The sequence below is a fragment of the Streptococcus lactarius genome, assembly GCF_016642265.1.
GTDB lineage: Bacteria > Bacillota > Bacilli > Lactobacillales > Streptococcaceae > Streptococcus > Streptococcus lactarius.
In genome coordinates, this window is record NZ_MRXX01000007.1 from 216,987 (window position 1) to 239,972 (window position 22,986).

A 22,986-nucleotide genomic window follows, 5' to 3' on the forward strand; every position below is an offset into this window, starting at 1 on the left:
AAGATGCCCTATGTTGACGGAAACTATGTTTCCTTTATCTGCAACCTTCAACAGTCTCCCAGACTGTTGAAGCTGTGCGGAGGTGGGACGACGAAATCGAATTCTAACGAATGACCGATTTCTGTCCCACTCTCTTTTCTCTCTATTCCTTCTAAAAAAGATTCAATAAGTTCCCTAAAAAATAAAATAAAAGTCCCAAATAGACAAGGCTCGCACCGATCTGATAGCTCCGCTTCATGAAGCGGGCTTCTCCCCTCACTGGAAAGACATAGGCCAGCAATACTCCAGCTACTAAGCCACCGATGTGCCCCGCCATACTGATATCTGGCATAAAACTAAAGATCAGATTGACCAGAATCAAGCTGGTATAGGACTGACTCAAGTGGCGAATATAGGGACTTTGAACAATAAAGCGCAGAGCACCAATGGTCCCAAACAGTCCAAAGAGGGCTGTAGATGCGCCTGCTGCAATTACATCCGGCGTAAAAATAGCAACAAAGACATTGCCCATCATGCCGGATAAGAGATAAAGAGCTAAGAAAGCCTTGGATCCAAAGAGATCTTCTGCCAAACGTCCCAAGTAATAAAGAGTGATCATATTGAGCACAAAATGCTCCAAGCCGATATGTACAAAAACGGCCGTCAGAAGGCGCCATAACTGGCTTGAATCTGCTTTTATAATGTCACCAACCACCCCGCCACTATAGAACACCGCAGCACCCGTTTGGTAGTCTCCTCCAAACCGGATAAACATAGAAAGAAAAACTGCCGTTGTGACCAGCAACAGGATGCTGGTCACAGGATAGCGACGATCATAGATGTGTTTCATAGACTAGTACCTCCTGAACGGCTATATCAAAAGAATCCGGCTGGAATTCCCTCTCTTGGATGGAATAAATGGTGCTGACCGTTTTCCCGCTATAATCGGCTAAATAACGATCATAATAACCTGCGCCGTAGCCAATCCGGTAGCCTTCTGATTGAAAGACCACTCCCGGTACATGGATCAGATCAATCTCTGATTTATCCACAACCTTGCCCTGTTCATTGGGCTCCAGCAAACCAAAGCGTGTCTTTTCCAAAATGTCTGGATCGTATTCCACAAATTCCATCCGACCTTGTGGATAGGTCCGAGGCACACAAACACGTTTCCCATCTTGAAGAGCCGCTTGGATCAAGCTAGCTGTGGAAAATTCATGACCCATAGACAGATAGGTGGCTAGGGTCTTGGCTTCCTGAAAGGCAGAAAGCTGGGTGAAACGCTGGGTTAATTGGCTATCTGCCTCTGCTTTCACTGATTGAGGCAACTCTTTCATGGCTGCGATGGTCTTATTTCGTAGTATTTTCTTCATGCTGACTCCTTTTGTCTAGCTTTCATTGTACCATTTTTTCAGGACATCCGAAATCATTCCACACAGGAACATAAAAAATCCAACTCCAGGCGGAGTTGGATGAAGGGATTATTGGTTGGCTTTCATTTTCAAAAACTTGCCGATATGTTCGACAGCAAACGGTAGAGCTGCTTCATTTGGGCTCATCTTTGGATGATGCAGGGCATAGGGTGTATCAATTCCCAACCAGAACATGACGCCAGGAACCTTGCTCAAGAGGAAGCCAAAGTCTTCTCCTGTCATCGCTGGCAAAATATCAATCAGGTGAACGTCTTCCTCAGCTGTGAAAAAGTCCATGAGTTCTTTGGCCAATTCTGGTTGGTTTTCCACAGGTAGGTAGCCCCCTTGCTTGAGTTCCAGATCTAATTGTACATCAAAGGCAGCTGCAACCCCTTCTGCGATGGCTTTGACTCGTTTTTGAGTCAGGAGGTTCATCTCCATGGTCAAGGTCCGAATGGTCCCATGAAGGAAGGCCGTCTCAGCAATCACATTATTGGTGGTTCCTGCATGCATGGAACCAAAGGTCACCACCGCCCCTTCAATCGGATCGACATTTCGACTAACAACCGATTGGACTTGGGTAATGAAGTAAGAGGCTGCTACAAGAGCATCATTGGCCTCATGTGGAAAGGCCGCATGACCGCCCTTACCTGTAAAGGTGATCTTGACTTCACAGGTCCCTGCAAAAAGGGTACCGGTGTTGGTCGCAATATCTCCCACCTTCAAATCAGGGCGTACATGCAGACCATAAAATTCATCAGGGAGCCAGTCGCCAAAAGCATGGTCCTTATACATGAGCATTCCACCAGCCTCATTTTCTTCGGCTGGTTGGAAGAGAAAGAGTAGGTTATTTTTTGGTTGCACTTGCACCAGTTGATCCAAAAGACCAAGGGCTGTCGTCATGTGCATATCATGACCACAAGCATGCATCCGTCCTTCGTGCTTGGATGCAAAGTCAAGACCAGTTTGTTCTACGATTGGTAGGCCATCGATATCCGTCCGCCAGCCAATGGTTTTTTCAGGTGCAGACCCATGGAGATACACCAGGATCCCGGTCCGCCAGGTCCGTTGCTCTACAAAGTCTTTGCCTTCTGTGATCTCTGCGATCCGGTCCAAGAGATAAGCTTGGGTTTCAAATTCTTCCAATCCAATTTCAGGGATTTGGTGCAAATCCCGTCTGATTTTGATTAAATCCAGTGTCATTTTTATTTTCCTTTTTTGTCTTATTTAATAGAGAATCTAGAAATAGAGGCCTTACGGCCTCTACTATCAATATGTTACAAGTTACGCAAGGCGTCTTCGAGCGCTGTTTTTTGTTGTGTTTTTTCGTCGATTTTCTTGATGATGCGAGCTGGAACACCAGCTACAACGACATTTTCAGGTACATCTTGAGTAACGATCGCTCCAGCAGCAACGACAGAACCGTTTCCAACTTGAACTCCTTCGATCACAACAGCATTGGCACCGACCAAGACATTGTCCCCAATCCGAACAGGCTCAGCAGAAGCTGGCTCAATGACACCTGCAAGGACCGCACCTGCACCGATGTGGCTGTTTTTCCCAACAGTAGCACGTCCTCCAAGAATAGCTCCCATATCAATCATGGTCCCAGCACCGATTTCAGCTCCAATGTTGATCACAGCGCCCATCATGACCACCGCATTGTCTTCGATGGTTACTTGATCACGGATAATGGCACCTGGTTCGATCCGTGCATTCAGGTGACGTTTGTCCAGCAATGGAACAGCTGAGTTACGGCCATCTTGCTCAACAACGTAGTCCTTGTTCTCTGTCAAATTGGCAAGAAGGGGCTCGATCTCTTTCCAGTCACCAAACAAAACATTGCCAAGTTTTGTCACAGATTCTGGAACAGCGGTTGCCAATTCCCCTTCAAAGGTTACTTTCACATTGGTTTTCTTTTCGGCATTTCCGATAAAAGCAATAATTTCTTGAGCAGACATTTTTTGTGCAGTCATGAGTTTCTCCATTCATTTCAAATAAGCGTATCCATATTATACCATAATCTTAGGGAGATGAACACCTAAGGCGTTGTGGAAGCTGATGTTGCCGGATCTTCTAGACCATTGATTTCACTGATCGTCCGATTCCCTCCAAAGTGAATCGTAACTAAACGCGAATCAGAAAGTTTATAGTAAAAGATTAAGAAGGATTCTGAACCCAGCATACTCGACCAAGAAACACTGCTAGGAATTCCAACTGTATTCACAAGATCTGAATAGCTGGTCCCTATTTTAATATTGGCAAAATCTTCTTTCTTCAAACTGCCGTTTTTATTGGCCAATCGCTCACTATTTAAGTTTTCAAAATCAAGAGAAGATAAACGGTCAACACCAATTTTTGAAAGTAAAACGGTTACGGAAGAAGGGGACCCTTTAGATCCATAATCCAATTGTGTCATAAAAGGACTGACACCACCTTCTTGGTAAGTTTCTTCCCCACTACTAGCCTTCCCCAGTACAGCTACCACATCCTGTGGAGACAGAGAAGTTGAAGAGTAACGGTCTTGTTCCCCTTCACTTAAGCCTGGAATCAAGGAAATGGCCTTCTCATAGGTTACTTGAAATTGAAATTCCCCTTCCGGTGCAATCAAGCTACTATTCCCACTCCGGAGGGTGAGCTTCCTGATGCCATGAGATAAAGAAGTGCTTTTGGGCTCGCTACTAGTAGAAGAAGGAGGATCAGAATCGATAACTCCTACAATTAGCAAGACAGCAAAGCCTAGTAGGCCTATAGAAGCAAGGAAGGTTAAGAAAAACGAACCTGTCGGTTTAGAGTATGAAGAGCCTCTCGCTGTATTAGACGAAACATCTCCGAAATTGGTTCGTGTTTCTCGAGGCCTCCCGCCACCTAATGAAGCGAGATCAGCTTCCGAAATCAAGCGTGTGCCACCTCGATGTTCTGTTTTTTTCGCAGACCAAGGGTCTTGCTCGAGTGCATCTTGTACACGACTTCCTGATTCTTGTGACATTGTTGATGGCGCCACCTGAGTGTGTGCTGTTTCAGTTGCAGGAACCGCCACATGGCCTGTCGCATCTTCTTTCACCTGTTCTGAAAAGGCCGAAAATCCTGGTGCATCAAAGCTTTTACCCGTTGGCTCGTCTTCTAGCTGATGGATTCCAAGTGCTTGTTTGTCCTCGTTTTCTAAGTGCAACCAGTCATTATCTCCCATTGTCCTCTCCTTTTTATCTCTTAAAATGATTCGAGCTGGCTTGTTTACTGTGCTGTTGAGGTTGAAGAAGCTGGGGTGGCCGCTTCCTCTTTCGATTGGATATCCTTGACTTTTCTCTGACTGTCAAAATGGATCAGGACCGAATGTGAATCTGAAAGTCTATAAGTAAAGGTCGGTGCTTCACCGTAACCCGAAAGTCCAGACACATACACGTCATCTGGAATCCCCACCGTATTGAGCAGGTCCAAATAAGGCATCCCTACCTGTATGTTAGCAAAATCGTCCTTTGTTAAACTACCATTCTTATCAGCAAATTTTTCACTTTTTAAGTGTTGAAAACTGAGAGAAGAAATCTTGTAACTGGCACCTAATTCTTCAAGAAGAATATCTATAGAAGCCTCTTTGGATCGGTAATCCAAACGGATTAAAAAAGGAGTCGATTGGCTAGTACTATAAGTTGCCTCTCCACTACTAGCTTTCCCCAAGACTTCCACTATTGCTTGTGGGGTCAGAAACCCGAAAGAGTCGAGCTTTTCTCCTACTTCATACCCCGAAATGAGAGAAATAGCCTTGTCAAAGGTCGCTTGGAGCTGAAATTCCCCTTCGGGAGCAATCCAGGAACTGTTGTGACTACTTAAATTCTGCTCAGAAATACCTGGACTACTATAGGAGCCGACTGGATCATCGCTCGATTCGCTTCCGATTGGTTTTCCCATACTGATCATCACAATCATGACTACAGCAAGTACACTTGCAATGAGGTAAATGAAGTTGCCAGAACCCGAATCGGAAGTCGCAGTCCCAGATGAATCATTGCTATCTCTGCTACTAGGGCTAAGATTCGGATTGTTTTGAAGGCCGACAGAAGCTAAATCTTCTTCTGAAATCAAGCGCGTCCCACTATGGTGAGACGAAGCTGCCTTTATGTCCGTCCGATGATTGTCCAATTGTTCTCCCTTCTTAGACCATGATTAACTTAGAGCCTTTGACCTTAAACTCCATGACAACTTCTGGCTGACCTTGTTCTTGATAGCTCGCTCGGAACCCTTGTCCCCCTTCAAGCAATTCATCCCAGACCAGGCGTTGCGGATTGCCTAAACGATTGAGAATTTGATCCACTCCCTGAACTTCCTTGTCTTTTCCAGCTTCTTTTTTGCCACTTGCTTCTTGATCTTGGTGGTCCAACAGATTGGTAGCATCCACCATGGTTAAACGATAGCCCTTGTTTTCGACCTGTTCAAACCACAAGCTTACACTCTTTTTCCCTTGATCTGTCTGTTTGGCAGCATAAGTCAAGACGATTTGGGTCTTGGCATCTCCAGCAGTTTTCGTAAAGGAGAACTTTTGAGGTTTTCCCCATTTCGAAATGACGGTCTCCAAGCGTGTCCCTGCTTGCCTGTATTGCTTGAGGTGAAGCTGTAATTTAGAGACCGCTTCAAGGGTCCATTTAAACTGCTTGCTCTCTTGTTCGCCAGCAATCAAGTTCTGATACTTTTTGGGTTGGAAAGTCTGGAGGGTTCGGTCTTCCTTGATATTGGTCCCTTCCTCTTGGATTTGAATACTTGAAATTCCAAGTAGCACTCCCAATAGACAACACAGCCCTGGTAATAAGAGTTTTCTTCGATTTTGTTTGATCCATTCAAGCATCCTTGTCACCCCTTCTTACTCAAGCGATACTGGCCACTAGCGTCACGTTCAAAGGTTAGAGAAACCAAGCCATCCTTTGCCTGATAAGAGATCGCGGCAATTTGCTTGTCCTTTGTCCGCATCAGACTAAAGGAGTTGGGAAGACCTGCTTGTTTGCATACTTCTTCAATGCTACTCCCTTTTTCCTTCTGCCCATCCATGGTCTTGTAATGGGTAAAATCTTCTTTTTTCAAATTTTTTCTCGTCTTGTAACGAGATGACCTAGGAGCAAAACCTTGGATCGCACTCAAATAAAAGTCTTTGTCCTTCTCTTGAAACTCTAGTTTATAGGGATAAATGCCTTTTACCGCTTTTCCATAACCCAGTTGCACCTTTGTTTCAAAATTGGTTTTCTCTTGTGTATAGCTTTCTGATTTTCCAAATTTCTTGACAAAGGCAGGCAAGCTCAGCCAATTTTTTTGAACTTTGCCATGAATATCTGCTAGATTGACACTGAGCAAGTCTTCCATAGCAGGCTCCTTGGTAGGCAACCCAACAAAAGGCTCACTCTCTTTTTGTATCTGAGGGAAAGACAGCATATGCTCCTTTGATAAGGTCCCAACAGGGTGGATCACAAACACCATCACAAGGCCAACTACAAAGGCCAATACAGCCATACAGCCGTCCAGGATCCACTCTTTATGCTCTCTGATCCATTGTTTTATTTCTCCCATGATCCACAATCTTTCTATAAATATTACTTCTATTGTATAGGAAAAAAGCCTATTTGTCTTGACAATTCTGAAAGAGGCTGGGACCAAAGTACCCAACCTTCAACGAAGCATCTCATGCATCTAGGACGCTACTGTTTCTTTAGTAGCTAACTTTACGACTTAAGAGAAAATCACCATCAGATTGGCGAATAAAGGTCAGATCCACATAGTCCCCGTTTTTCTTTTTGAAACTCATGGTGAGTTCTACAGTGTCTGAATAATCAGATGACTTAATACTCATTTCCATATTGTCAGCATTGTCCTTCAAAAGTTCTTTGTAAGAACTACCGCCCTTGCCTGTCGCGGAATCGCCTTCTTTTAGATCATCTATCAGCTTGTCTTCAATGCCCTCTTTCAAACCATAACCACCAAAGTCAATCTTAATGAGTTCGAAACGATCCCCTTTTTTAGAATAGGTGGCTTGAACTGCAGTTTTGTCATCATAGACATCCCCCCAACGCAATTCCAATTCTCCATTTTCAAATTGAATATAGTTCGCCTTTCCATAGGACTTCACTGTATCTTCCGGCGTCTCACCTTGATCAGAGTCTGTCGAAAACTGTAGATTTCCTAGATCCTCTGGCTCCCATTCAAACTTGGCTTTTGAGTTATCTCCGGTGACCAGTTGACTCAAATCCACTCCATCTGATGAATCCTCTTCTCTATCAAATGAAGCCTCCTGATGACTGCTTGGTTGCGTATTACTTGGTTTGGCATGGCCGATCAAATACCCGCTAACACCACCAATCAAGAGGCCTACAACAATCCCTAGGGCTACTTGAATCGCTTTTTTATCAGCTGGATTCATTCCCTGTCTCACAGGGGAAACGGGTGCTTGTGGCACTTGCATTGTAGGGTCCTGGGTTGGGGGAACCGTTGGAGGAACTACTGGGGACGTGTTCGGCTGATGAGAAGGAGTGACACCTGGATTGGCTTCAAAAGCCGTCTTGCCTTCTAAGCTAGCTGGAGTCACTGGTTCTCTTGTTGCTTCCACCACCGTGTCCACCTCCACGTTGGGAGCTTCTACTAGATTTTCTGCTTCTTCTTCCGGTGCTACTACATGAGCTGGCTCTTGGATAGGCTGTACCTGTTCGCCTTCAAAAGGCTGTTTGTCTTCTGTTGTCATACTCTCTCCTTTTCTGATCTCCTTTATCTCCCTCGATTCTCATTCTAAGCAAAAATCATTTGATAGATAAAGTATAAAATCGTTCTTCTACTATATCATAAATTGTTGAAAAGCGCCAATTCATCACTATATAGAGGCATCGAGCACAAAAAAAACGACCTCTTTCGAGATCGTTTTGACTGTCGATTAAAGACGAGCGTTAAGTTCTTTGCTCAATTCTTCAAATCCTGGTTTTCCAAGAAGGGCAAACATATTTTTCTTGTATGCTTCTACACCTGGTTGGTCAAATGGATTCACCGCATTCAAGTAACCTGAAAGGGCAATCGCCAATTCGAAGAAGTAGATCGTGTAGCCAAGAGTGAAGGCATCTTGCTCAGGAAGAGTTACAAACATGTTTGGAACATCTCCATCAGTGTGGGCAAGAAGAACACCGTCTGTTGCTTTTTTGTTTACAAAGTCAACGTCTTTACCTTGAAGGTAACCAAGTCCGTCCAAATCTTCTTCCAAAGTTGGAATGGTGACGTTCTTACGTGGTTTGTCGATACGGACAACTGTTTCAAACATGATGCGAGCACCTTCTTGGATAAATTGTCCAAGTGAGTGCAAGTCTGTTGAGAAGTTAGCTGAAGTTGGGTAGATACCTTTTTGGTCTTTTCCTTCTGACTCACCAGCCAATTGTTTCCACCATTCTGAGAAGTATTGAAGAGATGGTTCGTAGTTAACCAAGATTTCAGTTGCATAACCTTTACGGTAAAGGATGTTCCGAACGGCTGCGTATTGGTAAGCTTCATTTTCAGAAAGTTTGTCTGAAGAGTAGTCTTTGCGAGCTGCGTTTGCACCTTCCATAAGGGCCTTGATGTCTGCACCTGATGCAGCAATTGGAAGCAAACCAACCGCTGTTAATACTGAGAAGCGTCCACCGATATCATCTGGAACCACAAATGTTTCCCAACCATTCGCATCTGCTTCAACCTTCACAGCACCTTTTTGGCGGTCAGTAGTTGCGTAGATCCGCTTGTTAGCTTCTTCTTGACCGTATTTCTTAACCAAAAGTTCTTTGAAGACACGGAAAGCGATGGCTGGCTCAGTTGTTGTACCTGATTTAGAAATCACGTTTACTGAGAAGTCTTTGTCTGAAACGTACTCTACCAAGTCAGCAAGGTAAGTAGATGAGATGGAGTTTCCAGCGTAAAGGATTTGTGGCGCTTTACGTTCTTCTTTGGTTTGCAAGTTTGCAAAATGGTGGTTCAAGAAGTCAATCGCAGCTTTCGCTCCAAGGTATGACCCACCGATACCGATCACTACCAAAACATCGCTGTTTGATTTGATTTGTTCAGCAGCTTTTAAGATGCGGTCAAATTCTTCACGGTCGTAGTTTTCAGGAAGGTCCAACCAACCTAGGAAGTCACTACCAGCACCAGTTCCTTTGCGGATCATTTCATCTGCAGCAGTCACTTGCGCTTGCATGTATTCCACTTCATGTGGGGCAATAAATTTTTCTAAAGTTTTTGAATAGTCAAATGTAATATGAGACATATCTATCCTCCAAATTTTGTTCCTCTCTATAATATCTCTTTACGCAGATTTTATCAAGGGAAATAGATCTATAAAACGTTTTCATTCTTTAAATTTTGAATTTTCACAAATCAAGCAACGACGCAATAGCAATCGTTTGCATGATCCTCTTATTCTCGTCTAAAAAGCAATGATCCATCGATCGCAGGCTGTGAGTTTCACCGTGCTCCTCAGGGTCAATATCTCTAAGCTCCGTTGCGTCCTACAGGCTTATTTCATTTCACGCTATAGCCCTCACGTCGCTTCGCGACTCAGGATCAATATCTCTAAACTCGGTTGCGCCTTACAGGCTTATTTCATTTCACGCTATAGTCCTCACGTCGATTTGCTCCTCAGGATCAATATCTCTAAACTCATCTGCGACTTTCAGTCTTGATTCGTTAAGAGCTATAGAAAAAGAGCACACAGTTCACTTCGCTTAGGGCTGCTGGATTCCTCCCCTGACCCGCTTCACGCAGAACTGTTGCTCCGATAGATATTATATCATAATTTGTTGGATTTGCAAAGGTCCGGTTTTTATTCTTGTGTTTCGGCCTTGGCTGCGAGTTTGGCTTGTTTTTTTCGTTCTCGACCTTGGCGGAAGAAGGTCTGCATGATGGCTGCACATTCTGCTTCCAAGATTCCTGTTTCTACTTCGACTCGGTGATTGAGGCGTTCATCTGCCAAAATGTCGTAGAGACTACCTGCTCCACCGAACTTCTGATTGGTCGCCCCGTAAATCACCTGGGGAATCCGAGCTAGACCAATGGCACCACTACACATGACACAGGGCTCAATCGTGACAAAAAGCGTCGTATCCAGCAGGCGCCAGCTATTTTCACGCTGATTGGCCTCCTCGATCGCCATGATTTCCGCATGCATGACCGCCCGCTGCAGCTCCTCACGCGCATTATGTCCACGCCCGATAATCTGACCATCCTTGACCAAGACACAGCCAATCGGTATTTCATCATTGGCGAGGGCAATCTCCGCCTCCTTCAGGGCTTCCCTCATAAACATCGCTTTTTCCTCTATCGTGTAGTCCATCTCTTCCTTCTTCCTTTTAGTTTCTTTGTTCATTATACCATAGGCAGCTTACGACTCACAAAAAAAGCCGCCGATTGGGCGACTCTTATGGGAGATTATTATGAAAAAGTTTAGGAGGTTTAAACAAAGTTAGGAGGTCTTTGTTTATGCTTCTAGTATAGCTGGCCTATCTTAAATAAAGCTTAAGTTCTCTGAGTATTGATGATTTTGGAAATATCACCACTTAGAATCTCAAAAATATCTGACAAATTGCTGGCTTACTACTATCCGCTTTGTCGCAGAACCAACTATTGTGGCATCGCTCATCCTTTACGTAACTCAAGGATTTGGTCATAGCGCTCTTCTTCATCAATATGATGGGCTATTTCTAGTACCGTGATCGGCAAAGAAAAGATTAGGTCTCTAACCAGACGACTATTTTTTTCGTCCAAAGCTGATGTCACTTCGTCCGCTAATAAAATATCCTTCTCGCGTAAGAGAAAACGAGCCAACTCTAATCTGACACGCTGACCTCCTGAAATGTTTTCACCATTATTATGAATTTCTACATTCAAAATATCCTGAAATTCATCTATTAAGCCAACTCGGTCCAATACCTCCAATAATTCATGGTCCTGAAAAGGCTGACCAAAAGTTAGATTATAGCGGATAGTATCGTTAAACAGGAAGGGATGCTGGCTAATTAAACCGATATTCCCTTGGAAATGACTCGTTATTTGATTTCCATCATACTGAACGAAAATGTCACCCTCATCACATACTTCTTCTCCTAAAATCAAGCGAAAAAGAGTCGTCTTTCCAGACCCGCTCGGTCCTTTGATTAAGACCTTCTGACCTACTGAAATCGTCGCCGTCAAATCAGAAAAAAGCTGACGTTCAGCAAAACTTTTTGAAATATGATTTAAGCGCAACGATTCGAGATTTTCAACAAATTGATCCTTTGTCTCTTCGAAATCAGGTTCTTCCTCGATAATCTTAAACAGGCGGTTCGCAGTCGGCAAGGCACCTTGGAGATTGGCTGCACTGTACATCAGAGTTTGGATCGGTTCTACCAGCATCCCCGCAGCAACATACATAGAGATGAGGCTTGTAATAGAAATAGAATTTCCCTGTAAACTCAAATAAAAGCCTAAAGCAAGAGGAACAACCTGACTAAAAAAGACCATAAATCCATTAAAGAAAAAAATAATATTATGTGTGAAACAAAATCTTTGGATGGCTTTTTGATATTCTCCGTTTAAATCATTCACGCGCTCTTCATTCAGCCTCATGGCCTGATTAATCCGTAAGGTTTGGCTGCCTTGCATACTATCCGAGACAAGCCCATGTAATTTCGTTCTAAGCTTGGACCAGCTGTCTCCCGAATCTTGTAAACGACGATTCATGATGAACTGAGGAATAGGTCTCATAATCGTAAAAATGACAAAAATAAGTCCTAAGAGAAAATTTTGTGAAACAATATAAATGGCTGTAACAAGGGCGACAAATCCCCAACTCACCATAACATTTATATTTTCCAAATAATTATCGCCCACATATTCCATATCTTGAGTTAGCAGACTAACTTTTTCATCATTGGAAAATTTAGGATTCAATATGACTTTCTTAAATAAAAGGGCACGGACACTTTTGTTGATTTCTCTTCGGAATATATTGTGCGAATAGTTTGAAAACAGCATCAGACTATAAATAACAAGATAGACAGACAAACCAAATAAAACAAAATTGAGAATTTTTCCATAAGAAAGGCCGTCTTGATCTAACTTCAAGGCCTTCGTTAAAATCAGAGGTTGCGCCAACACCAAACCACTATTCACAATACGCCCTAAAAAAATAGGAAAAAGATACTTCTTATCAATGTACTTATAAATATTTCTCATAATTATCATCCATCAAAATAGAGGGCTAGCACAACCCTCTTCTCTAATTTATTTAAAATCGTGATTATTTACAATCACAATTATAGTTAAATACTCTAGGTTTAGCATTCATTTTGTCATCGAATTTGTTATTCACTTTAACCTTCATGATATCTTCCTTACTATATTTTAATATATATCGTGACAAATTCATATTATCACCTCTTAATCTGTGTGACTTAACCTACAGTAAGTATACACCGATAGAAATATTGAATCAAGCAATATTCAGCAGATTAGAAAAGTTCCAACTTTTAATATTTTGGAAAAGGTTATCCTATAAAAGCTGCAATTTCGCCAACTTCTTGAGCAATATAGGTGGCGCCGGCTTCTTCCAATTCTTCCCTGCTTCCAAAGCCATAAAGGACACCGATAGAATCAAGCTTTTGCGCTTGAGCGCCAAGCACATCGTGCTCCCTGTCTCCAATCATGATGGTATGCGCCAAATCTGTAATCCCATTTTGCTCCAAGGCATACTGGATAACATCGCTTTTTTTACTACGTTTTCTATCCATGGTCGCACCAGCGACAAAGTCAAAATAATCATACAAACCAAAGTGTTTGAGAATTTGAATGGAAAATTCTTCAGGCTTTGACGTAGCTACAATCAACTGTTTGCCAGCCTGCTTGAGAGAAGCCAGCAAGTCAGGAACGCCTAGATAGACCTCATTTTCATAAAGGCCTTTTTCGGAAAAATACTCATGATAGTAGTCAATGGCCTTTAAACATTCTTCCTTAGAAAATCCATAAAAGCGCTCAAAAGACTCCTGCAAGGGCGGACCGATGAAAACTCTCAATGCTTTCTTGTCTGGCACTTGAATCCCATATTTTCCTAAGGCATAGGCCACCGAGTTGGTAATCCCTAGTTCTGAATTGGTCAAGGTGCCGTCTAGGTCAAATAAAATCGTTTGATACATTTTTTCCTCTTTCTGCTTTCAAAAAGAGGCTGGGACAAAAGTCCCTTGGCTTCCCAAAAAAAGCAACGGATTTGCCGTTGCTTTTTTGCATGGTTATGATAGTCTTGGTAAAATAGAATTGCTCAATAAACCATTTAGAAAGGCTATCCCATGCATATTCACTATAACACAAATCAAACGACTTTACCACTAGAAATCAGTTCTTTATTACCACAAGACCACCTTGTCTTTACCATTGAAAAAGTGGTGAATGCCTTGGAGGATCGTCACTTCCATGCTTTCTATCATGACTTTGGTCGCCCGTCTTATCACCCTAAAATGCTTTTAGCTGCTCTGCTATTTGCCTATTCACAAGGGATTTTTTCTGGGCGAAAAATCGAAAAAATGATGATTGAAAATATCGCCATGCAGTACCTAACAGGACAGTTGGTGGTCAGCTACCGTACCATCAATCGCTTTCGTGTCGCTACTGGGATGGAGAATCTCATTCGTGATCTTTTCATTGACCTCAATTTTCGTTTAAAAATGGAAGAGTTAGTGACCTTAGAGTGTTTGTTTATTGATGGTACTAAGATTGAAGCGAATGCCAATAAGTATAGTTTCGTGTGGAAAAAGGCTACGGACAAGTTTTCCGCCAAACTTCAAAAACAGATACAGGCCTATTTCCAAGAAGAAATCACCCCTCTTATCCATCAGGCCATTGTGCTGGATGAGGAAGAACCTATTACCTCAGAACAATTGACAGAGTTCACTCAAGTCCTTGAAGAAGAATTGGCTAAACTGAGCCAAAACATTGAAGAAACACCAGTGAAAGGTAGGGATGAGCGTAAAACTCAACGTCGTAAACTCAAGAAAGTCCTGCGTAAAGTTAAGGATGATTTTTCAATACGCGCTGAAAAATACGAGAGATATCAGGATACTTTCGAAGGACGCAATAGCTTTTCCAAAACAGATACAGCTGCCACTTTCATGCGAATGAAAGAAGACCACATGAAGAATGGTCAACTCAAGGCTGGATACAATCTTCAAATCGCTACTGAGAACCAATTTGTTCTTCACTATGATATCTTCTCAAATCCGACAGATACTAAAACTCTTTTGCCATTGCTTGAAACCTATCCACATGATGTGAAGACCGTTGTCGCAGATGCTGGATACGGCAGTGAAGAGAACCTCCTTCGCTTAGATGAAAATGAGGTAGACCACCTGATTAAATATGCCATGTTTGATAAGGAACAGAAGAAAAAGTATAAACAGTCAGCAAGGAACTTAGCGAATTGGTACTATGATGACAAAGAGGATAGCTATACACATCCTGACGGGTGGTGCTATCGTTTTCACCATGTCAAACATCAGAAAACACAGACGGACTTTCAACAGGAAATCAAGGTTTACTACGCCGATGAACCTGAATTAGCCCCTCAAAAGGGACTGTATATCAACGAACGTTATCAACACTTAAAAGCTAAAGAATGCCAAGCGCTTTTATCTCCCGAAGGTAGACAGATTTTCGCTCAACGCAAGATTGATGTGGAACCTGTCTTTGGACAGATAAAGGCTTGTTTGGGTTACAAGAGATGTAACCTAAGAGGGAAACGTCAAGTGACAATTGACATGGGATTGGTACTCATGGCTAATAATCTCCTAAAATACAATAAGAGAACAACTCAAAATTAAAAAGCTAGAGTTCCACCATTGGGAATCCCTAGCTTTTTTGTGACTGAGAACTATTTTGTCTCAACCTCCTCAATTGTCTTTGGATTGNNCTGTGCGGAGGTGGGACGATGAAATCGAATTCTAACGAATGACCGATTTCTGTCCCACTCTCTTATCTTCATTTGCTTATAAACTAGACCACACACTTTCAAGGATATTGGTTTGGTCACGATCTGGTCCGACTGAGAAGGTTGAAATGCGCACACCAACTAATTCACCGACACGGCGGACATAGTTGCGGGCATTTTCTGGAAGCTCATCCAAGTGGCGGACACCTGTGATGTCTTCTGACCAGCCTGGTAATTCTTCATAGATTGGTTTGCAACGTTTGAGCTGTTCTAGACTTGCTGGGTAGTAATCAATCCGTTCCCCATCCAAGTCGTAGGCCACGCAGATCTTGACAGTATCTAGTCCCGAAAGGACGTCGATTGAGTTCAAGCTAAGATTGGTAATTCCTGAAACGCGACGGCTATGGCGCATCACCACAGAGTCAAACCACCCCACACGACGAGGGCGACCGGTTGTAGTTCCATACTCATGGCCGACTTCACGGATGCGGTCCCCAATTTCATCAGACAATTCTGTTGGGAATGGTCCGTCTCCGACACGGCTGGTATAGGCTTTACATACACCGACAACCTTGTCGATCTTGCTTGGACCCACACCTGATCCGATGGTTACCCCACCTGCAACTGGGTTAGAAGAGGTTACAAATGGATAGGTTCCTTGGTCAATATCCAACATAACCCCTTGGGCACCTTCAAAGAGCACGCGCTTGCCGTTATCCAAAGCATCGTTCAAGATGACAGAAGTATCGGTTACATATTGCTTGATTTGTTGACCATATTCATAGTATTCTTCGAAGATATCATCAAAGGAAAGAGCTGGAGCATTGTAGAGTTTGGTGAACAGGCGGTTCTTTTCTTCCAAGTTGATGCGCAGGCGTTCTGCAAAGACGTCGCGGTCCAACAGATCCGCAATCCGGATTCCCACACGCGCAGCCTTGTCCATGTAAGCTGGGCCAATCCCTTTGATCGTTGTTCCGATCTTGTTATCCCCTTTGGCTTCTTCTTGGAGACGGTCCAATTCGATATGGTAAGGAAGGATGACATGGGCACGATCTGAAATACGTAAACTATCTGTGGTCACCCCTTCTTCATGAAGGTAAGCCAATTCTTTGACCAATGACTTAGGATTGATCACAACCCCATTTCCGATGACAGAGATTTTTTCAGGGAAGAAGATTCCTGAAGGAATCAAGTGAAGCTTGAATTTTTTGCCATCAATCACGATGGTATGTCCCGCATTATCCCCACCTTGGTAGCGTGCGATGACTTCGGCGTTCGCAGAAAGGAAATCTGTAATCTTTCCTTTTCCTTCATCTCCCCATTGGGTTCCTACTACTACAACTGATGTCATAATCTATTTCATATTTCCTAGATAGAAGCTATCTAGGCCTTTCTTCAAACTCAGGGCAGGAGTCTCACCTGCAAGTTTGTCTTACACTCTATTATAAGCAATTTTTAGCATTTTTTCAAGATTCACTCGTATCTCCTAGATTTTCTCTGCCTCTTTCAACCTTCCTGATTTTCAAAATTCTCCCTAGCCCCACTTTGGCTGATTTGTGCTAAAATAGTAGGTATGGATAAAATTATTAAAACAATCTCAGAAAGTGGTGCTTTTCGTGCCTATGTACTTGATAGTACGGAAACAGTACGAACTGCCCAAGAAAAACATCAAACGCAAGCAAGTTCCACGGTCGCACTCGGCCGTACCCTCATCGCTAGTCAAATCTTGGCGGCAAATGAAAAAGGAGATACCAAAATTACGGTCAAGGTCCTTGGAACAAGCTCACTTGGAGCCATTATTACCGTTGCGGATACCTCTGGAAATGTCAAAGGTTATGTGCAAAATCCTGGAGTGGATATCAAGAAGACTGCGACCGGTGAAGTCTTAGTTGGGCCATTTGTCGGAAACGGAGAATTTCTAGTCATCACTGACTATGGCACTGGAAATCCTTATAACTCTATGACACCTCTTGTCACCGGTGAAATCGGTGAAGACCTAGCCTTTTATCTGACGGAAAGCCAACAAACCCCTTCAGCAGTTGGACTCAATGTGCTGTTGGATGACCAAGACAAGGTCAAGGTGGCTGGTGGTTTCTTGCTTCAGGTCTTGCCAAATGCCAAGGAAGAAGAAATCGCCCGCTTTGAAAAACGGATCCAGGAAATGCCTGCCATCTCAACACTTCTGGAATCGGAAGACCATATTGAAGCTCTTCTGACTGCTATCTATGGGGATGAACCATACAAACGCCTGTCAGAAGAAGAACTTCGCTTCCAGTGCGACTGTAGCCGTGAGCGTTTCTTGAACGCTTTAGCGAGTCTGCCAGCTAGTGATCTAAAAGAGATGAAAGACGAAGATCACGGTGCAGAGATTACCTGCCAATTCTGCCAAACACACTACCACTTTGACGAAAAGGACTTGGAGGAACTCATTCGTGACAAATCTTAATACGCCATTTATGATTGGGGACGTTGAAATCCCTAACCGTACTGTCCTAGCCCCAATGGCCGGAGTGACCAATTCAGCCTTCCGCACCATTGCAAAAGAACTGGGGGCAGGGCTTGTTGTCATGGAAATGGTCTCTGACAAGGGCATCCAGTACAACAACGAAAAGACCCTGCATATGCTTCATATCGATGAGGGTGAAAATCCTGTATCGATCCAACTCTTTGGGAGCGACGAAGATAGCCTCGCGCGCGCTGCAGAATTTATCCAAGAACATACCAAAACCGATATCGTTGATATCAACATGGGCTGCCCGGTCAATAAAATCGTCAAAAACGAAGCAGGTGCTATGTGGCTCAAGGATCCTGATAAGATCTACTCTATTATTAATAAAGTTCAATCCGTCCTTGATATCCCTCTCACTGTCAAAATGCGGACAGGTTGGTCAGATCCTTCTCTAGCAGTGGAGAATGCCCTCGCTGCCGAAGCTGCGGGTGTCTCTGCCCTTGCTATGCACGGACGAACTCGGGAGCAAATGTATACAGGTCATGCAGACCTTGAGACCCTTCACAAGGTTGCCCAAGCTCTAACCAAGATTCCTTTCATCGCTAATGGAGATATCCGGACGGTTCAAGACGCCAAGCAACGGATCGAAGAAGTCGGTGCCGATGCGGTCATGATTGGCCGTGCTGCTATGGGGAATCCTTATCTCTTCAATCAAATCAATCATTACTTTGAAACAGGAGAGATCCTGCCTGATTTGACCTTCGAAGACAAAATGAAAATTGCCTACGAACATTTGAAACGCTTGATTGATCTCAAAGGAGAAAAGGTTGCCGTCCGTGAATTCCGCGGCCTAGCCCCTCACTACCTCCGTGGGACATCTGGCGCTGCTAAATTACGCGGAGCCATCTCGCAAGCTAGCACTCTAGCAGAGATTGAAGAACTCTTACAATTAGAAAAAGCATAGAAATACAACAAACAGGACCTCACATGAGGTCCTGTTTAGAATTATGACAAAGTCATCTTAGAAACTTTCCTTAGGTGAGTACGGACGTCAGCGAACTTCGAAGAAGTTCCATGACTTAGTTTTGAGCCTAAGGTCTCAAAAATCCCGAGTGTCTGAAACAATTGTGTTTCAGACACTTTTCTCACGGCGGAAAGTTTCAGTGTATATTTGAACAATCCTAATAGTATATATCAGTTTAATTTTTTTGCATCACCTAGATTGCTTAATATTAAAAACAATTTGTCTACAATCTATATAGGACCTCATGTGAGGTCCTATTATAGATTATCTGTCTGTAAGCCGAGTTGTTTGACTCTTGCGGTATAGTAGGTCATGATCAAAAAGAGATTGATTGTAATCAGCCAGATGGCCCATTGGTGAATGAAATGCATGACGAAGGCAACACTAACAGCTCCACCGACAAAGCTTCCAACAACAATCCCATAGTTCATGGCCTGGCGACGGTATTCTACCAGATCTCCTTTCCCTCGGGCTATACGATACAAGGCCGTCAACATCTTGCGGTAATTTCCTGACGTCATAAAAATCACATAGGGGTGATTTTCAATCAGGGTACCGGTAAAGGTCAGCATCATCATGCCTGTCCCAAAGGCAATAAAGGGAACCTCAAAAGGTGATATCCAAGATACTAGAGGAATCAATAAAGTGACAACAAATAAGGGGATGAGCATCTTTGTTCGCCAAAAGGCTGTTTTGCGATATTCCTTGATATGCAAGGCCACAAGAAAGCCGATCGAGAAAAAGAAGATAGACGAAAAACGCATGATGGTATTGGTCACATTGGGATCATGCCAATCGGCAATGAGAAGCAAGAGATTCCCTGTTTGTGTTGCAACCAAACTTCGGTAGTGCATATGGCAAAAGACATCTAGACCTCCACCGATAAAACCAAGTAGAGCGCCCATCAGTCGTGTATTTTGTGGTAAGATAATTTTTTCTTCCATAATCTCGACTTTCTTGCATTCAATTGTTTCTATTATACCACTTTGCGCCAAGACTGCGTATAGAAAATGAAAAAAGAGCCCTCTATTGGTTTACCACCTATTGAGGGCTTTATAGAGGGCTGCACTCGATTTAGGGCTTTAAGCGATAGGTCTTGCGTGGTTTTTTCTTGGGCACGCGCTTGACGCCGACTTCCTCTACGAATTCACCGTACTTGACGAGGAAATTGTTGCTTACAATCGGACGCCCCGGATTGATGAGGTTAACCAATTCGGTTGCTTCATAAACGGTGAAAGGCTCCTCTAACAGATAGAGGAAGGTTGGATTCCAGTCCAAACGCCCCTGAATCCGCTTGATCGACTCTTGGATGATTTGATAGTGGTCAAAGGCAAAATCAGAAGCAACTAAGGGTTTTCCATCGAGCAAACACTGGGACTTTTTGAAATCGACATCGAGAAAAACAACTTCCTTGGCATCATCTCCTGCATGGGCTAAATCTACTGCTTCTGCCGGCAGATAGACCAGATGAGCGATGGTAATGACCCAGCCTCTGGGGTCCCGCCCAGGGGTGGAAACCGTCATGAGCTGCTCCACCTTATTAACTGGAAGATCGAGCCCGACTTCTTCTTTGACCTCTCGAATACAAGCATGGGTTGCATCTTCATCCTTGTTCACAAAGCCACCCACCAAGGCTAGACGGTGTTGATAAGGGTGGGCCTTGCGGCGAATGGCTAAAAGCTTGAGCTGGCCTTCGACAAAACAATAAGCGACCATATCCGCTGTAACACTAGGGGTTTCATAAGTCGGTAATTCTTGTTCCTTGTACCACTTGAGAAAGTCTGCTTCACTTGCGACCGTTTCAAAATACTCTTTCTCCGTCATTCCTGCTGGAATCAAGAGATTGGTCATTTAGGCCACCTCCTTCTTGAGGGCTTTGGTCCATTGGTACCAGCCCAAAAGACTGTTGACCGTGTAGACCCATTGAAAAGTTGTTCGGCCTGCAAAAAGGTCCCGCCAAAAGAGCTTCAGAATCCCCCAAAATCCTTGTTTTTTTGCTTCTCGATAAACATTTCTAAAGTTTCCCATAAAATTCGTCATGATTTGATCTAGTTTATCCATTTTTATCTTCTTAATCTGCTTGGTAGATGGCATCGATCACCTGTTTTGCTTCTTCATAATTGCCCAGGTAATCTGCTGCTAGAAATGCGGTAGGAATATTGCCCAGGTATTTCTGGCGCAATTGGTCCAGGTAGTTGGAAAAGCTGGTCCGAATCTCTTCATCAGCCATGGTCATATCTCGAAAGCCATCGTTGACATAAGAGCCGATCGGTTGTACAAAGAGGATCAGGTCCCATTTTTCCTTGGACAAGATACTGATAAAGAGATTGTCAAAGGTATCTCTTAAGTTGGCATCCTGCCCTTCGACTTCCATATAGTAGTCATAGTAGCCTTTTGTGACCAGGGAATTGGTATCTGCAATAACGAGGCCACGATTGGCACTACTATCAATGAGAGTAGAGGTTTGAGCATATTGGCCTAAAAGAAGATAATAATAATCTTTTGGCGTCAGCTCATCATCTCGAACATTGTTCTTGATTTGGTATTCACGAGCATACTCCAGACTAACTGGGGCATCATAGAAGCGGGCCAAGTCTTTGGCAAGCGTCGTCTTCCCGTTGCTGGCACTCCCCATAATCAAGACCTTTTTCGTGAATTGACGGCGGAAAGGTTGGGCAATGTATTTCCAGTACTTACTAGGATTTTCGCGAATCATGGTCGCAGAGATTCCAAACCGACGCTCCTCTAGGCGCGCTTCAAAACCTCGTGACTCCAGCTCTTCCTTGTAGGCTTGCTCTCCCACGTAGAAGATCAATTCCTGAGTTGCCCTCTGAAACTGGATGGTCGCAAGTGCTGTCTCCAGCCAAGGTTCCCAGCCAAGAGGATAGCGAGGGAGCTCAGTTTCATCTAATTTGTAGACGCTGGTCAATTCATCGTCGGAGAAAGCTTCACGGATGTACCGAAAGCGTTTCTGTAATGAAAGACCAACTTTGCCTCCACGGTCATCTCGGTAGCCTGACACAATCACGCAGACACGATCACACTGGCGTTTCGCTCTCTGGATCAAGTCAATGTGCCCCTGATGTAAGGGGGCAAAGGTCCCAAATACCAGGGCAATTCTTTCTTTCTGCATAGTAACTCCTTTTTATAATTTTTTATAAATAGATTTTCTTCATGTTTTTATTATAAACTATATTTTTCCTTTGTTAATAGTTTTTTATAAAAAAATATATTTTCCTTCAAAATAAAAGATCTGAAAAGGGTTGACTCCCTTTCAGATCTTTTTCGGCTCTATTCACGAGTCAGTGCATGGCTGACCCCGTCTTTGACAAGGGTCACGCTAGATACGGAACCATCTTTTCCAATGATAATGTCCAGTGTCGCTCCAGAACCCTTGCTAGAAGAAAGGTCGGCGTGGTAGTGACCATCATCCAAGGTGTAGTTATAGCTACTGATTCCATAAGCTTCGGGCTGACCACCTGGAAGTTGGACGGTGACTTGACCACCTTGAGCTATACTGACACCAGTATCTCGCTTGTCCGACCATGTCCCCGCAGCAGCAGAGAAATCTCCTCCTGCGACAGAGTAAACTCCCTTGTACTGAGCGTTTTCGGTACTAGAGGCTTGTTGCTTGGCATGGGCATGGCCTTCTTCGATACTTGGAAGTTTTTCCTTGGCTGGTTGAGCTGGTCTAGCCTCTTCTTTCTTGGCCTTCGCTACTTGTTGAGTGGCTGGCTTTGCCGCATTGGCTGGTGCAGGCGTCTGACTGGCCCCAGCTTGGCTGTTCTTACTGCCAATGGTATGGCTTTCTTCTGATTTGTTATCAGAAGATGAGGAAGCAATCGGATCCTTACTCGTAATCACTTTTTTCTTGGAAGAAGAAGTTTGTTTGACCTGAGTCGTTTTTGAAGAGCTTGCTTCTGATGTCTTTTCTTCTTTATTTCCACCACAAGCTCCTAAGAAAAGACTAGCTGTAAGGGCTAGCGCTGCTAGGGAAATGATTTGTTTCTTTTTCATCATCGGACCTCTTTTGTAACATTTGTAATATTTTGTAATATTATTGTAACACTGTTATATGAGGTTGTCAATAGATTTTCAAATAAAAGCGAAAAGAAATTTGCAGTCAGTTTCTAGACCTTAGTAGAGAAAAAGAGAGTAGGACGGAAATCGGTCATTCGTTAGAATT

The 22,986-nt window shown here is 43.5% G+C and carries 23 protein-coding genes and 1 other RNA gene; 3 read left to right on the plus strand and 21 right to left on the minus strand.

Annotated features, from left to right (window positions below):
- Window positions 1-151: 151 nt before the first annotated feature.
- The 15 genes from BTU61_RS06310 to BTU61_RS10335 form a co-directional block, all read right to left on the minus strand.
- On the minus strand, window positions 152-829 hold the full coding sequence (locus tag BTU61_RS06310) for a rhomboid family intramembrane serine protease (RefSeq protein WP_200772817.1): 678 nt from the start codon (window positions 827-829) through the stop codon (window positions 152-154).
- Window positions 813-1,352, minus strand: coding sequence for a 5-formyltetrahydrofolate cyclo-ligase (locus BTU61_RS06315; RefSeq protein ID WP_200772818.1), 540 nt, complete (start codon window positions 1,350-1,352; stop codon window positions 813-815). The genes BTU61_RS06310 and BTU61_RS06315 overlap by 17 nt, the downstream gene beginning before the upstream one ends.
- 108 nt (window positions 1,353-1,460) lie before the next feature.
- Window positions 1,461-2,594: an N-acetyldiaminopimelate deacetylase gene (locus BTU61_RS06320; RefSeq protein ID WP_200772819.1), complete on the minus strand. Its 1,134-nt coding sequence runs from the start codon at window positions 2,592-2,594 to the stop codon at window positions 1,461-1,463.
- Between the two features lie 74 nt (window positions 2,595-2,668).
- Window positions 2,669-3,367 carry a 2,3,4,5-tetrahydropyridine-2,6-dicarboxylate N-acetyltransferase gene (gene dapD / locus BTU61_RS06325; protein WP_200772820.1) on the minus strand — a complete coding sequence of 233 codons (699 nt, stop codon included), beginning with the start codon at window positions 3,365-3,367 and terminating at the stop codon, window positions 2,669-2,671.
- A 65-nt stretch (window positions 3,368-3,432) separates the two neighbouring features.
- On the minus strand, window positions 3,433-4,581 hold the full coding sequence (locus tag BTU61_RS06330) for a hypothetical protein (RefSeq protein ID WP_200772821.1): 1,149 nt from the start codon (window positions 4,579-4,581) through the stop codon (window positions 3,433-3,435).
- A gap of 44 nt (window positions 4,582-4,625) precedes the next feature.
- Window positions 4,626-5,528: a hypothetical protein gene (locus tag BTU61_RS06335; RefSeq protein WP_200772822.1), complete on the minus strand. Its 903-nt coding sequence runs from the start codon at window positions 5,526-5,528 to the stop codon at window positions 4,626-4,628.
- Window positions 5,529-5,541: 13 nt separating this feature from the next.
- Window positions 5,542-6,228 (minus strand): hypothetical protein, encoded by a 687-nt coding sequence (locus BTU61_RS06340; protein ID WP_200772823.1) that lies wholly within the window; start codon window positions 6,226-6,228, stop codon window positions 5,542-5,544.
- A gap of 5 nt (window positions 6,229-6,233) precedes the next feature.
- Entirely contained in the window at window positions 6,234-6,941 is a 708-nt protein-coding gene (locus BTU61_RS06345; RefSeq protein WP_200772824.1) for a hypothetical protein, read from the minus strand.
- 139 nt (window positions 6,942-7,080) lie between these two features.
- Window positions 7,081-8,106 carry a hypothetical protein gene (locus BTU61_RS06350; RefSeq protein ID WP_200772825.1) on the minus strand — a complete coding sequence of 342 codons (1,026 nt, stop codon included), beginning with the start codon at window positions 8,104-8,106 and terminating at the stop codon, window positions 7,081-7,083.
- Between the two features lie 186 nt (window positions 8,107-8,292).
- Window positions 8,293-9,642, minus strand: a complete 1,350-nt coding sequence (locus tag BTU61_RS06355) for a glucose-6-phosphate isomerase (RefSeq protein WP_200772826.1) — start codon at window positions 9,640-9,642, stop codon at window positions 8,293-8,295.
- 421 nt (window positions 9,643-10,063) lie between these two features.
- Window positions 10,064-10,158, minus strand: an RNA gene (gene ffs, locus BTU61_RS06360) — signal recognition particle sRNA small type.
- Between the two features lie 39 nt (window positions 10,159-10,197).
- Window positions 10,198-10,707 carry a tRNA adenosine(34) deaminase TadA gene (gene tadA, locus BTU61_RS06365; protein WP_003016809.1) on the minus strand — a complete coding sequence of 170 codons (510 nt, stop codon included), beginning with the start codon at window positions 10,705-10,707 and terminating at the stop codon, window positions 10,198-10,200.
- A 302-nt stretch (window positions 10,708-11,009) separates the two neighbouring features.
- Window positions 11,010-12,587 carry an ATP-binding cassette domain-containing protein gene (locus BTU61_RS06370; protein WP_003016812.1) on the minus strand — a complete coding sequence of 526 codons (1,578 nt, stop codon included), beginning with the start codon at window positions 12,585-12,587 and terminating at the stop codon, window positions 11,010-11,012.
- 311 nt (window positions 12,588-12,898) lie between these two features.
- Window positions 12,899-13,543 carry an HAD family hydrolase gene (locus BTU61_RS06375; protein ID WP_003002091.1) on the minus strand — a complete coding sequence of 215 codons (645 nt, stop codon included), beginning with the start codon at window positions 13,541-13,543 and terminating at the stop codon, window positions 12,899-12,901.
- Window positions 13,521-13,733, minus strand: a complete 213-nt coding sequence (locus BTU61_RS10335) for a hypothetical protein (RefSeq protein ID WP_338058537.1) — start codon at window positions 13,731-13,733, stop codon at window positions 13,521-13,523. Before BTU61_RS10335 ends, BTU61_RS06375 begins: the two co-directional genes overlap by 23 nt.
- Between BTU61_RS10335 and BTU61_RS06380 the strand changes: the two genes are divergently transcribed.
- Window positions 13,694-15,220, plus strand: coding sequence for an IS1182 family transposase (locus tag BTU61_RS06380; RefSeq protein WP_200772827.1), 1,527 nt, complete (start codon window positions 13,694-13,696; stop codon window positions 15,218-15,220). The genes BTU61_RS10335 and BTU61_RS06380 overlap by 40 nt on opposite strands.
- 165 nt (window positions 15,221-15,385) lie before the next feature.
- Here BTU61_RS06380 and BTU61_RS06385 read toward each other — a convergent pair whose 3' ends face one another.
- A complete protein-coding gene (locus BTU61_RS06385) occupies window positions 15,386-16,678 on the minus strand; it encodes an adenylosuccinate synthase (protein WP_200772828.1) in 1,293 nt (430 codons plus the stop codon).
- A 222-nt stretch (window positions 16,679-16,900) separates the two neighbouring features.
- On the opposite strand from BTU61_RS06385, the gene hslO reads away from it, so the two are divergent.
- Together hslO and dusB are read left to right on the plus strand one after the other, a co-directional pair.
- Window positions 16,901-17,773 (plus strand): Hsp33 family molecular chaperone HslO, encoded by an 873-nt coding sequence (gene hslO / locus BTU61_RS06390; protein ID WP_200772829.1) that lies wholly within the window; start codon window positions 16,901-16,903, stop codon window positions 17,771-17,773.
- On the plus strand, window positions 17,760-18,740 hold the full coding sequence (gene dusB / locus BTU61_RS06395) for a tRNA dihydrouridine synthase DusB (protein ID WP_200772830.1): 981 nt from the start codon (window positions 17,760-17,762) through the stop codon (window positions 18,738-18,740). The genes hslO and dusB overlap by 14 nt, the downstream gene beginning before the upstream one ends.
- Before the next feature lie 317 nt (window positions 18,741-19,057).
- Here dusB and BTU61_RS06400 read toward each other — a convergent pair whose 3' ends face one another.
- The 5 genes from BTU61_RS06400 to BTU61_RS06420 form a co-directional block, all read right to left on the minus strand.
- Entirely contained in the window at window positions 19,058-19,744 is a 687-nt protein-coding gene (locus BTU61_RS06400; protein ID WP_200772831.1) for a YoaK family protein, read from the minus strand.
- Between the two features lie 130 nt (window positions 19,745-19,874).
- Complete coding sequence (locus BTU61_RS06405) at window positions 19,875-20,651, minus strand: NUDIX domain-containing protein (RefSeq protein WP_200772832.1); 777 nt, start codon at window positions 20,649-20,651, stop codon at window positions 19,875-19,877.
- The gene (locus tag BTU61_RS06410; RefSeq protein ID WP_200772833.1) at window positions 20,652-20,861 is read right to left on the minus strand and encodes a hypothetical protein; all 210 of its coding nucleotides are present in this window, start codon (window positions 20,859-20,861) and stop codon (window positions 20,652-20,654) included.
- Between the two features lie 10 nt (window positions 20,862-20,871).
- A complete protein-coding gene (locus tag BTU61_RS06415) occupies window positions 20,872-21,933 on the minus strand; it encodes an AAA family ATPase (RefSeq protein ID WP_200772834.1) in 1,062 nt (353 codons plus the stop codon).
- Window positions 21,934-22,091: 158 nt separating this feature from the next.
- Entirely contained in the window at window positions 22,092-22,817 is a 726-nt protein-coding gene (locus tag BTU61_RS06420; protein ID WP_200772835.1) for a hypothetical protein, read from the minus strand.
- Between the last annotated feature and the right edge of the window lie 169 nt (window positions 22,818-22,986).